At 50.0% G+C, this 12,553-nt stretch carries 13 protein-coding genes and 1 pseudogene; all 14 read right to left on the bottom strand.

The features are described 5' to 3' along the window. Positions 1-245: pseudogene (locus tag OEL57_RS08790) on the bottom strand (hypothetical protein); the annotation flags it as partial. A gap of 4 nt (positions 246-249) precedes the next feature. Beyond that, a complete protein-coding gene (gene fliJ, locus OEL57_RS08785; protein ID WP_300739701.1) occupies positions 250-693 on the bottom strand; it encodes a flagellar export protein FliJ in 444 nt (147 codons plus the stop codon). A 14-nt stretch (positions 694-707) separates the two neighbouring features. After that, on the bottom strand, positions 708-2,006 hold the full coding sequence (locus OEL57_RS08780; RefSeq protein WP_414718511.1) for a FliI/YscN family ATPase: 1,299 nt from the start codon (positions 2,004-2,006) through the stop codon (positions 708-710). A gap of 29 nt (positions 2,007-2,035) precedes the next feature. Beyond that, positions 2,036-2,812, bottom strand: coding sequence for a FliH/SctL family protein (locus OEL57_RS08775; RefSeq protein WP_300739697.1), 777 nt, complete (start codon positions 2,810-2,812; stop codon positions 2,036-2,038). Next, positions 2,799-3,791, bottom strand: coding sequence for a flagellar motor switch protein FliG (fliG, locus tag OEL57_RS08770; protein ID WP_300739696.1), 993 nt, complete (start codon positions 3,789-3,791; stop codon positions 2,799-2,801). The genes OEL57_RS08775 and fliG overlap by 14 nt, the downstream gene beginning before the upstream one ends. Before the next feature lie 18 nt (positions 3,792-3,809). Continuing rightward, complete coding sequence (gene fliF / locus OEL57_RS08765; protein ID WP_300739694.1) at positions 3,810-5,402, bottom strand: flagellar basal-body MS-ring/collar protein FliF; 1,593 nt, start codon at positions 5,400-5,402, stop codon at positions 3,810-3,812. Between the two features lie 35 nt (positions 5,403-5,437). Then, positions 5,438-5,737, bottom strand: a complete 300-nt coding sequence (fliE, locus tag OEL57_RS08760) for a flagellar hook-basal body complex protein FliE (RefSeq protein ID WP_300739692.1) — start codon at positions 5,735-5,737, stop codon at positions 5,438-5,440. A 10-nt stretch (positions 5,738-5,747) separates the two neighbouring features. Continuing rightward, a complete protein-coding gene (flgC, locus tag OEL57_RS08755) occupies positions 5,748-6,185 on the bottom strand; it encodes a flagellar basal body rod protein FlgC (protein ID WP_300739690.1) in 438 nt (145 codons plus the stop codon). After that, positions 6,185-6,631, bottom strand: a complete 447-nt coding sequence (flgB, locus tag OEL57_RS08750; RefSeq protein WP_307726488.1) for a flagellar basal body rod protein FlgB — start codon at positions 6,629-6,631, stop codon at positions 6,185-6,187. The genes flgC and flgB overlap by 1 nt, the downstream gene beginning before the upstream one ends. 173 nt (positions 6,632-6,804) lie before the next feature. Then, the gene (locus OEL57_RS08745; RefSeq protein ID WP_300739688.1) at positions 6,805-8,634 is read right to left on the bottom strand and encodes a tetratricopeptide repeat protein; all 1,830 of its coding nucleotides are present in this window, start codon (positions 8,632-8,634) and stop codon (positions 6,805-6,807) included. 302 nt (positions 8,635-8,936) lie between these two features. Then, complete coding sequence (locus OEL57_RS08740; protein ID WP_300739686.1) at positions 8,937-10,037, bottom strand: response regulator; 1,101 nt, start codon at positions 10,035-10,037, stop codon at positions 8,937-8,939. A 74-nt stretch (positions 10,038-10,111) separates the two neighbouring features. Further along, complete coding sequence (locus tag OEL57_RS08735; protein WP_300739684.1) at positions 10,112-10,630, bottom strand: chemotaxis protein CheX; 519 nt, start codon at positions 10,628-10,630, stop codon at positions 10,112-10,114. Next, on the bottom strand, positions 10,627-10,995 hold the full coding sequence (locus OEL57_RS08730; protein ID WP_012471341.1) for a response regulator: 369 nt from the start codon (positions 10,993-10,995) through the stop codon (positions 10,627-10,629). Before OEL57_RS08730 ends, OEL57_RS08735 begins: the two co-directional genes overlap by 4 nt. Positions 10,996-11,087: 92 nt before the next feature. After that, positions 11,088-12,553: methyl-accepting chemotaxis protein (locus OEL57_RS08725; RefSeq protein WP_300739677.1), on the bottom strand; the 1,466-nt coding region annotated here is incomplete at its 5' end.

Here is a 12,553-nt window from a genome sequence, read left to right as displayed (position 1 = left end):
AGCTTCTTCAACTCCTCTTCTTTTGCTGCTAGAGCAGCCTCTTTTTCAGCCAGCTGTTGCCGACGTGCCTCTTGAATTGCCCGTTCTTCCCGAGCTGCACGGGTTGGGGGCACTGGGTCTCCCTGCGTACTACTCTGGGGAGTACGCACCGGCTCCGTGGTGCCTTGAGAAGCGGTTAAGGCCACGGTTGCAAAGGTACCCAGGCAACATGCCATGGCTATAATTGAGATCCAGCGTTTATTCACCCGGCTACTCCTGACCTTTTTTCTGGGTGGCAATTTCATCCAACAGCAGTCCCTCCTTGTGGGCCTGCTCTTTCAAAAAAGCTTCTTTTTGTTTTTGTTTAAATTGTTCCATTACTTTTTTCTCTTTGGTGGCCTGCACCAGCTCATCCCTGCGATCCTCCAAAACGTGATCTAGAGATTCAACCCTTCGTTGTTGTTCTTTTATCTCATCCCTTTTACGTGCAAAAAAATCGGCATACAGGCGCATCTCAAAGATGGAGTCAATTTGTTGCTGACGACCACTAAACTCTTCCGCCAGCTTTGCAGCCTCACTTTTTTCTTGTTCCAGCCGATCTGAAGCGGCATCAAGATCATGTCTGGCTGCAGCAAACTCCTGCTTTCGCATCTTTTCCAGCTCGACTCGATAGTTAAGAACCTGCTGCATCTCAAACTTCTTTTTAACAGCCATTCTAAAGCCCTCTGCTACACCTCAAAAATCTGTTGTAACCCTTCAATAGAATCAGCCAGCGTTGAAGGGTCTGCAACGGCCTGCTTCTGATAGGCAGTCATGGCATCAATCTTACGAATTGCGTGATCTATGCCCGGGTTACTACCAGCCTTGTAGGCACCGATATTGATCAAATCTTCAGACTGTCGATAGGTAGCAAGCGCCTCCTTGAACTGGCCTGCCAGCTTTCGATGTTGTTCATCAGTTACATCGCTCATTACCCGGCTGGCACTGGCCATGATATCGATCGGTGGATAGACATTCCGGGCCGCAAGATCCCGCGACAGCACAATATGCCCATCCAGAATGCTCCGCATTGCATCTGAAATAGGCTCGTTAAAATCATCTCCCTCAACCAGCACCGTATAGAGGCCTGTGATACTTCCTTCAGGAAAGTTGCCGGTCCGTTCAAGCAGTTTTGGCAGGGCCGCAAATACTGACGGTGTATAACCCTTGGTTGTTGGTGGTTCACCGATTGCAAGGCCAACTTCACGCATAGCCATGGCAAATCGGGTAGCTGAATCCATCATCATCAACACCTTTTTGCCTTGATCCTTAAAATACTCTGCAATGGTTGTTGCCAGATAGGCACCACGCATCCTGACCAACGGCGGCTGATCAGAGGTAGCCACCACGACCACTGACTTGTGAAGACCCTGATCCTGCAGGTCTTTCTCAATAAACTCGCGCAGCTCCCTGCCACGTTCTCCGATCAGAGCGATGACGTTGACATCTGCCTCTGTGTAGCGGGCGATCATGCCAAGCAGAGTTGACTTTCCAACCCCTGAACCCGCCATAATTCCGACACGCTGCCCCTGACCACAGGTTAAAAGCCCGTTGATTGAACGAATGCCCAAGTCCAGTGGCCGCCTGATAGGCGGTCGTGTCATCGGATTAACCGGCGCCGCATAGATGGGATACTCTTCATCCAGGCGCAGCGGACCTTTATCATCAATCGGGTTACCCAAACCGTCTATTACTCTACCGAGTAAGCCCGGGCCAACTTTCAGGGTCGCTTTATCACGCCTGACGGCAATCAAACTGTCTAGTCCTACACCTCGCAGATCACCCAGTGGCATTAACAGTGTCTTATTATCTCTGAACCCGACTACTTCAGCAGGAATCGGTGAGCCATCTTTAGGGCGGATTTCACAGATTGCCCCTACCGAAGTGTCTGGACAATAGCCCTCAATTACCAGCCCCACAACCTGTGTCACTTTACCATGCAAACGAACCGGATTAACCGACTCAACCGCGCGCATATACCTGTTCATGTCCACTTTTTGACTTGGCATGATATCAATCAACCCACGTCTGAGACTGCTGTTCCAGCGGTGCGTTCTTCCAGCAACCGTCGGTAGACCTCATCAAGTTGCGCTTCAAATCCAGCATCAACAGTTCCTCGGTCTGTCTCAATCTGACAACTGCCAATCTCCACGGTGGGGTCTGCTTTCAGCTGAAAGCGTACTGTTGAAAGCTCTTTCTGGAGCGCCATACTGTTATTACTGCTCAGCAGGGCATGATCATCAGGATGGAGCCGGATAATCAGTTCATCCTGTTCATTAAGCCCTGACAACGCAGTCTTGATCAGGCGCAGTACAATCTGACGATCCTGAGTAACCTCACGGGTAAGTATCTTCCTGGCAATTGCAAACGTTAAATTAAGCAGGTCATCCTCTGAATCACGTAAAACCTTTTCGCGGAGCAGTTGTAGATCCTCTGCTGCAGTACGCAACCCCTTAAAAACGTTTAACAGGCCACGTTCGGCCAGATTCTTACCATCCTGCAGGCCACGCTGATAGCTCTCTTCCTGATAACGCTGCAGGTCTTCATCGCTAATATAGGTACCGGGTGGCAGTGCTGGTTCGTCAGGGCCGGGTTCTTCACGCTGTATATTGGAAACGAAGTTACCTTTAGTGCCCAATTCAGAGGTATCAAACAGTGCCAGAGGGGTAAAGCACTCTGTTTTTTCGGACATTTTTACATTCTGAAGCAATCCACCTTTCAGAATACTCTGGAAGCTGAAATCACCGACCTGAAGTTCTTCGTCGCCAGCTTTAATGACTTTAGACGAGGACATCTTCGCTGCCCCGTCCACCAAGCACAATTTTGCCTTCTTCTTCCATCTTGCGAACGATCTTGATAATTTCGGACTGTGCCTTTTCAACATCGGATAGCCGTACCGGCCCCATAACCTCAAGGTCTTCCTTGATCATGTCTGCAGCACGACTGGAAATATTCTTAAAGATCTTGTTTTTGACATCATCGGTTGAGGTCTTCATGGCCAAGGTCAAGGTATCGTTAGAGACTTCACGCATGATTGCCTGAATGGAACGATCATCCATGGCAAAGACATCTTCAAAGGTAAAGAGATGTTTACGAATGACTTCTGCCAAAGGCGGACTCAGCACATCAAGTTTTTCAAGAATCTGCTTTTCCTTGCTGCGGTCAAAGTGGTTGAACATATCAACGACCTTCTCAACACCACCAACCTTGTAGCGTTGCACCCCCCCCATAGACTTGATCTCACGCTTCATGACATCGTCTATTTCCTGGAGTATTTCAGGCGAAACCTGTTCAACGTCCGCAATCCGCAACACCACCTCTGCCTGTAATTCTTGCGGCAATGCGGAAATTATCTCGCTTGTCTGCTTAGACTTAAGTTTGGCAAGAATAACGGCAATGGCCTGGGGATGCTCTTGTGAAAGGAAGTTAGAAATACTTTTGGGATCCATAGACGCAAGAATATCGACCAGATCGCCATAGCTAGAAGCCTGCAGTTCCTCCATTAACATCTGGGCTTTGGTTGGCCCCAGCGCCCTTTCCAACACCTTACGCACAAACTCATCGCCCTGTGCAAAGATGCCGGATTCAGGCGAGATTACTTCGTTAAACTCCTCAACCACCTCGCCAATAGTGTTACGGGTTACATGGCCAAGGCTGGCCATACTCTTAGAGATCCGCTTGATCTCCTCGTCTTCCATATGCTCATACACCTTGGCAGTGACATCCGCACCAAGATACAACAATAATATTGCTGCCTTATCAGCACCAGTCATAGCGATTAGTACCTCTTATCATGAACTCTCACCTAACCAGTTTTGTAAAATCTGTGCAACCTGGTAGGGATTTGTCTTGGCTTTTTCCATCAGTTCCTGCTGTTCAGCCATATGCATGGCAAGCTGTGCCCGCTCGCTGGCTGACATTTTTTCCTGGGCATCCGGCGCAATAGCCTCCAGAATATCAGGTCGAGGCGGACGGGCAGCCCGCAGCGTATTCAGCATCGGCTTAACCACAAACATCATCAGTGCCAGGAATCCAACGGCAATCAGAAGATTTTTAAACAGTGTCAGGAAAAACGGATTCATCCACCATTTGGCACTTTCTGCTGAACCTGCTGCATCACCCGCATCCTGGAATGGAATATTCTGAATACTGATCTGGTCCCCACGCTCCTGATTAAAACCAACAGCACCTTTAACTAACGCCTCAATCTTCTGCAACTCATCCGTCGAGCGTGGCACATATTTAGGTTTAACCGCTGCCCCGTCCTTGCCAGGAGCTGCAGCCTCGTACTTCCCATCCACCAGAATGGCAACCGACACTTTGCTCAGTGTGCCTACCGGTTCTACGGTACGGGACGTTGAACGACTCACCTCATAATTAAGAGTTTCATCGTTCTTGCTGCCACCACCAAGTGCACCACCACCGCCAGGTGCAGTACGTCCCAGATTAGTCTGCACACCAGGCACACCAATGGCGGCAGCTGACCCGCCAGCTTTTTCTTCTGTACGCTGTTCACTTCGAACCGCAATAGTTTCTGGATCAAACTTTTCCTCTACCCGCTCAACCTGTTTAAAATCAAAGGTAGCCGAAACCCTGGCAACTGATTTACCCCCTCCAACCACCCGGTCCAAAAGTGTCTGAAGCCGCTCTTCGGCATTCCGTTCATACCCACGCTGGGTTTCCTGCATAGCCGTAGTGGCCTTGGCACTTGCATCTGCCATACCACTTCCACCCTTGCTCAGAATCTTGCCCCGACTGTCAAGCACCGTCACATTATCAGTATTCATTCCCTCAATCGAAGACGAAACAAGGTGAACCACCCCCTGTACCTCGCTATCACGGAGAGATTTACTGCCTTTCATCTTCAGCACCACCGATGCGGTAGGGGGTTTTTCAGCCTCTTTAAACAGGGTCTTCTCTGGAATAACCAGGTGTACACGAGCCTGCTCAACACCACTGATCTGTGTAATAGTGCGTGCCAGCTCCCCCTGAAGTGCCCGCTGGTAATTGAGTTTTTGCACAAACTCGGTCATGCCGAAGTTTTTACGGTCAAAAATTTCAAAACCAACCCCCCCGCCCTGCGGCAAACCTTCAGAGGCGAGCGAGAGTCGGAGTTCATACACCCTGTCGGCCGGAACCATTACTCCCTTGCCATCAGGAGTAATCTGGTAGGGGGTTTTAGCCTCTTTCAATTTTTTGACAATCTCACCTGCGTCTTCGCTTGCCAGATTCGTGAATAGCGGCCGGTAGTCAGTCCGGTTGGCAAGCATGATTAAAAGCGCAAAAGCGACAACGCAAGCCAGCACCACACCCCCAACCAACAGCCGCTTACCTGGTGCCAGCGCCATAAATGGCTCTATAATTCGCTTTAATCCTTCAGGCATCTCTTTCCTCTACTCGTCACTGGAATGCATCGACATTAAACCGACATCCGCATCACTTCCTGGTACGCCTCAAGCGCCTTATTCCGCACCTGCGACATAAACAAAAATGACACGCTGGCCTTTTCAACAGCTATCATGGTTTCATGCAGATTCTTGTTCTCTCCTGTTGCCAGTTTTTGTATCGCCTGATCAGACTGCTGCGAAAGATCATTCACCTTTCCCACAAGTTCCTTAAAAAACCTGCCTGCCCCATCCGACACCGATGTGGACGATGATGCCTTATCAAGCGGAAAGGCTGCAGAGACCCCTATGCCACTAATCCCCTTAATCTCCATAAACTAGCTCCTATTTACTGATTTCAAGCGTTTTAAGCGCCATGTTTTTAGCTGCCTGCGCGGACATAACATTTGCTTCATACACCCGTGTTGCCGTAATCATGTCCGCCATCTCCTCAACAACATTCACGTTTGGCATAGCGACATAGCCCTGCGCATCAGCATCAGGATGACTTGGGTCGTACTGCATGCGAGGTGCGCTTTTATCCTCCACTATTTCTGACACCATAACTTCACGCAGGTGCTTCCCGGTAACACCATCAAGCGTTTTGCCAAACCCATCAGACACCGGCGTTGCCATAAAAACAGCATCTTTCCGTTTGTACGGTCCACCTTCTGGCGTACGGGTGGTATTCACGTTCGCCAGATTGCTTGAAATCAAGTTCATGCGAGTTCGTTCAGCAGTCAGTGCCGACGAACTGGTATTCATTGCGGTAAACAGATCCATTATTTACCCTCCCTCAAAGCAGAACGTAGTCCCTCAAACTTCTTAGACAGCAACTGAACCGAGGCATTAAACATCACCTGGTTCTGCATCATACTACTCATTTCGTTTTCCATCTCCACCGAGTTACCGTCACGCCCAGGGGTCTTGGACGGCGTCTCAACAACCACGCCCTTTACCTGATTGATCCGCTCAGCGCTACCACCCCGCAAAGGAATATGAGCCGGATGAGTCGTTGATCCCGCAGCAACGGCCCCCATCCCCCGTGCCGACGACTTCTTGACAGCAGATTGCAGCTGCTGTTCAAATTCAAGCTTTTTCGGTGTATATCCAGGGGTTTCCGCATTTGCAATATTGGCAGAGATCAGGTTTTGATTGCGCGTACGCAGATCAATACTCTGTCCCAACACATTGATTGTTGTACTAAAAAGGCCCTCAACAGGCATCATGACACCCCCTTCTGCAGTTCAGCAGAAAATTATGCGAATCATTTTTTGCAATTTCCATGCCTTACGCAGTTCTACACAGAAACAGCAGTATTATCGGGACTCGTTTGAAAACATACAGCCATTGTTGGTCAGACCAGATGTGTCGTTATTTTGACAATAACGTTATTTTGACATCATTTTTTCTTTGACGGGGAGGGAGGGGGGCGCAACAGCTTGCTTTCTTCAAGTGACTGGCGTGCAAGACGCTGCCAGTCAGGATCACTACCTTCTTTTAATATCCGCTCAAACAGCGCACGGGATTGTTCAATACGCCCATCAAGGGCTGCAAGCTCACCAAGCTTGTAAAGGAATTGGTCTTTACGTTCGTTAGGTGACGCACCCAGCCCCGCCTCAAGCAATCCGGCAGCCGCCTTCCGGTCACCCAATGCCTGGCGTGACACAGCGGCAACATAGTAAGCATCCCCCAGCAGCACCGGCTTCTCTTTCATCCCCTTAACGGCAGTCAGATAGGACTCCATTGCCACCGCAGAACGGGAATACTCCTTGGCTTCCCACAAAGCCCGCCCCAGATAGTAGTAGCTGACTGGAAAGACAGCCTGCTCTTGCTTGTTCAGAAGCCAGGAAAGCCCTGTGCGCACCGCCGGCAACTCCCTGGCAGCAAACTGGATCGCTGCCAGCCGCTCCTTCGCCCAGCGCGATTGGCTATGGGCGGGGTTACGTTGTAAAAAGTTTTGCAGAACCTTTCTGGACATTACCGTATCACCCAGCAGTTCAGACTGATCGGCAACCTGCAGTGTCAGATAGGGAGCTGTATCCTCGCCGATCCACGGCCGTTCAAGCAGCCCGGCGTAAAGCGCTATCAGATCAAGAGGACGACCTGATTTGTCAAAGGCCATGGTAACAGACTGGAAGAGACCGGGAATTCTGGCTGCTATTGCCAGATAATCTTGATTATCAGTTGCCAAACGGATTAGGCCGATAGGGTTTTTAGCCCAATCCGAACCTTTGTAAACCAGTGCCACAAGATCTTCGCGGATATCTCGAATTACCGTACTATACACACCCTTAGGGAAACGCTTCTGGTAAACAATCGCTAAATCAAGAGCGGTATCTGCCGGACCGTTAATCGCCTCCAGCAATGCATGCTTAAAGACGGTCTCTTCACGCAAATCAAAATCAGAGGTATTGGCGGCTATATCAGCGTAGGTCTTACTAAGCGCCTGATAATTATCTGGAGTAGCCTCAAGAAATGCGCGGTCTGCCAACTTCATGACCGCAATCTGGTGTGCCTTGTTGTCTTTGAAGGCCTCTGACACATTGCTATAAATCGCTCTGGCATTTTCTTCGCCCCCCTGCCGTGTCAACACATCAGCCATGCGCACCAACAACACAGGGGCATACTTTTTATCGGCATTGGCAACAATCAGCCTGGCCAAGAGCTGCCGTCCACCAGGCAGATCGCCACTACGGGCGATACTGTCACCATAATAAAACATAATGGCCGGATTAAGCTCCAGAAACTCCTGCCACTCACGGGCAGCCTCACGAAAATTATCCAGAGCCTGAGCATATTTTTGCAGACGATATTGCGTCTCCGCCAACCGATACAACGCCAGTGGACGAATCTGTGACTGACGGGAAGCAAAGAAGGCAAAGCCATCTTCTGCAGCGGTCAACTTTCCTTTATACAACGCACCTTCTGCAGCCAGAAACAGCCGCTGATCCTCATCATTCAGCACGGTTTTAAGGGCATTCCGATCTGTAGGGACAAACGGGATCTCCGGCTTAAGTGGTGGATCAAAGTTTTTGAGCAATTTTTCGGCACCGTTCCTGATCCGCTCCCTGCCCGGCAACGCCTGCCGTCCTGATGCACCAGCCAGAAAAATTGTTCCAACATCCAGCGACAGCGCTGGCAAACCATCCACATGCACGGTTCGCCAGCCTACCCGACCGGCCGCAATGGCAAAGGTTACCACGGTATCATCGCCGCGTTGCGCCACCACCAGCCCCCCTATATTTGAATCCGAGTAGCGGCGTAACGAACGAAAGAGTGGACCGGAGGTATCACTGAATCTAATCCTGAGCCTATTACCTGGGATCTTTGAAACGATAAACCGTGGTTCTTCAGACAGCTTAACGGTTATACGGGTAAAACGAGGCTTGGCATGGACTTCAATACGATGAATCTGATTTGGTAGAGAGGCGTACGAGGCAAGAGGCAACAGTACGAGGGGTAATGTCAGCAACAAACAGACCGGCAGAAACAGGTGGAAACAACCTGGCCTGCCCGGCAACCATGAAATGACTAGACGGAAGGCAGTCGACATAACCGTTTTACCTTACTTGCCAGTTCATCAGGATCACAAGGTTTGATAATAATATCCTGAGCACCATACTTAAGCGCCTTTAGCACGGCGGTACGGGTCCAGCGCTGTGCGCACATGATAATCGGAACCGGCTGATCCTGACGCAAGGCGTTAATCTTAATGCAGACTGCAAGTTCTCGATCATCAGCATCCTGGGATCCAATCACCACCAGCCGCACATTTCCCTGAGAAAAGATCTCTTTCACATCTGCATTCAGAGTAGACTCAACCAGTTTGAAATGAGTGAATTCAAGGGACGCCAGAAGCTGAGAACGCTCCTCATCGCTATCCTCAAACACAGCAATCATCTCTTCGCCAACGGTTCCGGCAACAACGCCTGCCTTACGGGCCGGAACCTCATCATCACCTGCAACCTGCGCTGCAACTTCTCCAACGACAGAAGAGTCAGCAGCACTCACGTCTGAAGCTGCTATTGTTTCAGGAGCAGCCGCAGGCGCTTCAGGAGGAGGATCATACTGATTACCCAGATCAACCGGAATCAGCACATCCAGATGGTGCATCTCCTGACCTTCCATCTCCAACCGGGAACGGAACATCAGATAGTCGCCATTTGGCAAAGGATCGTCGTCAGTCAGCGGATCAATTTCTGGAACATATTTCTTTGAACCCAGCAGTTTCAGGTGTGCCTTACCTGACAATGACCCCTGAAATGTTGTGTTCATGGCGCCATTGATCATGTTGCCGATTTCACCGAATGCATCGATGTCATCAGGCTCGATAATGGACAAACGCTGTTTTTCTTTGATTCTTGGGGCAGGTATACCCAACAGCAGGCTGCTCATCAAAATGGCATCCCGCAGATTGAAGACAAGATGGAACTGGCCTGGGTACTCTTCCCGGGATTCTACAGCCAGCACAAAAACACCGTCATCAAGGTCACCAAAGTAGGCAGCCTTACTAAAGGTCAGGGAGTCCGTCAGGGTTGCAGTCAACCCTTGGCCCAACAGCATGCCGGCCTCTTCACCGGCTTGCCGTAGAGCGGTCTCCAGCATCTCATGCAGCTTTACATAACCATCCATCTGGGACTCACGGGAGATACAAAGTGAACTGCACGGGGCGCAGATACGCACCCCGTACTAGTTAAATCGGGGGATTACTCTTCTTTCTTGAGGGTCAGACCGACAAGGAACCGTTCACTACCATCAACATTGAACGGAATGACTACGCAATCAATGTCAGAAAGGGAGTTAACCGTATAATCCTCGCCTGCAATCACGGTTGGAATGGAAAGCTTGACATCCAGACCGCCCTTGGACAAAATCATCTTGACGCTGCCACCCAGCATGTTGGCAATCTCACCAATGGCATCATTCAGATCCTCGCCCCCTTCCTCAACCTCGCTTTCATCCATTCCCAGCATGGCTCCGGTGATCTTTTTTGCAAGATACATTGGACAGTGCATGGAAATAACACCTGAGTAGGTACCAGCAAAACCTACCATACCGGTAATACTGCACTTAAAATGGGTGATAGGCTCTTTTAAGGGAAAATCATCAGCCGGCTCCATCATTACCATCGTGGAGAAAACCTCACGGGTGGCATTGATAATATACTCGGAAAGCTGTTGTTCCGAGAATTTGAGGCTATCAGCAATCTCGGCATTCAGACTCATAGGAGTCCCCCAAGCTTTTCATTCAGCTGCTCCGGGGTAAATGGCTTTTTAATGCTGTCTTTGGCACCACTGGCAATGGCATCGGCAATCACATCCTCGCCACCCTCAGTGGTAATCATCACAATCGGCATGGAAAAGCCGTTAGCCCGCACTGCCTTGACAAATTCAAGACCATCCATATTGGGCATATTGATGTCAGAAAGGATCAGGTCAACCGTTTTACCTGAGGTCTGCAGAACATTTAAGCCCTCAATACCATCACCACCTTCAAGAATATCGTCAACCGGCAGTCCGGCCTGACGAAGCGACCGGGAAATAATCTTTCTCATGGTGGATGAATCATCAACGATCAGGATGTTAGCCATATAACTGTTCCTCCCTGTGCCCCTTAGGCGTCATTAAGATTGGTATCGTAAAACTGTTTAAAGCCTTTTTTACCATAGGTTCAACTCAAAATTCAAACCCTGAATTTACCCATCAGCCGTTGCAATTCGTCGGCCAGACGGGACAACTCCTCAGCAGAGCTTGCAGAGCTCTGAGCCTTGTCAGTACTCTCCTGAACAACATCAGTAATCTGTCGGATACTTTGGCTAATAGTATTGGTAGTGGCGCTTTGTTCTTCAGCTGCCGTGGCAATCTGACTCATCTGCTGAGTTACATTCTGAATCTCATTGGTGATAACGCCAAGAGCTTCACCGGAACGGCTTGCTTCACGGGTGCCGTTTTCCACCTCAGCCACACCGTTTTCAATAGCCTTGACCGCACCGCCGGTCTCCTGCTGAATCATACGGATCATATCACCAATTTCCTTGGTAGCCTTGGTGGTCCGCTCGGAAAGCGCCCGCACCTCATCGGCAACAACGGCAAAGCCACGCCCCTGCTCACCGGCACGGGCTGCTTCAATGGCTGCATTCAAGGCCAGCATATTGGTCTGATCTGCAATATCCTCAATGGTGCCCACTATAGTACCAATCTGATTAGACTTAGCCCCCAGCTCCTCAACATTGGCAGCAGCCTCACGAACCCGCTCTGCAATCCGCTGCATACCGGCAATGGTTTCCTGAATCACCCGTGCTCCGGTCTCGGTAGCCTGATCTGCCTCTGAAGCGCTGGCAGCTGAACGGGTACATGAATTTGCGATCTCAAAAGCGGTTGCTGACATCTCTTCCGCCGCCACCGCAACAGAGGCCGCCTGCCCGGACATTTCTTCAGAACTTGCCACCATGGCAGAGGAGTTCATCCGCACGCTCTCAGCTACTGCCGTTACCTGACGAGCGTTTGAAGCCACCTGTCCGATGATAACCGCCAAATTTTCAACAAAAGTGTTGAACCAGCCAGCAGTTTCGCCAATCTCATCCTTACTCGAAACATCAATCCGCTTGGTTAGATCACCCTCACCGGTGGCAATATCCTTCAACCGCTCTGTCATGCTTGAAATCGACTTAAGTATTGGCAGCACAATAAAGAGCAACATCAGCACCTGCCCGACAGCCGAACCAACCAGCACTGCCAACAGAATAGTTTTACCCTTTGAAATAGTATTCTCAAGCTCTGCACTGGCCTGTTTATGTAGGCCGTCGGCAATTTTGGGGATATATGCCTCTAATTGGGGCTGAAAGTCGTTAATCACATCACGCAACTCTTCACGTCCCTCAACAACATCCCCGCCGGTTTTAAAGGTCGTCACCAGTCCCTTGAACTGCTCCACATACGACTTGCCAAGCTGGCGGGCCCTGGCGCTATGTTCCTTAATTTTCTTATCAGTATTAACCTTATCCAGCTGGTCAAGTACCTGGTAGACTTCGTCAACCTCTTTCTCTACCCGGGCAGTCCACTTATCATCCTTGCGAGTAAAAAACTCACCTTCATACTCACGAGCCTTCAGCATATGGATAGAGCCCTGCATGGCTGCATGCTGAATCC

The organism is Trichlorobacter sp., from assembly GCF_030247655.1.
Taxonomy (GTDB): Bacteria; Desulfobacterota; Desulfuromonadia; order Geobacterales; family Pseudopelobacteraceae; genus Trichlorobacter.
This window is presented reverse-complemented; position numbering and strand designations above follow the sequence as displayed.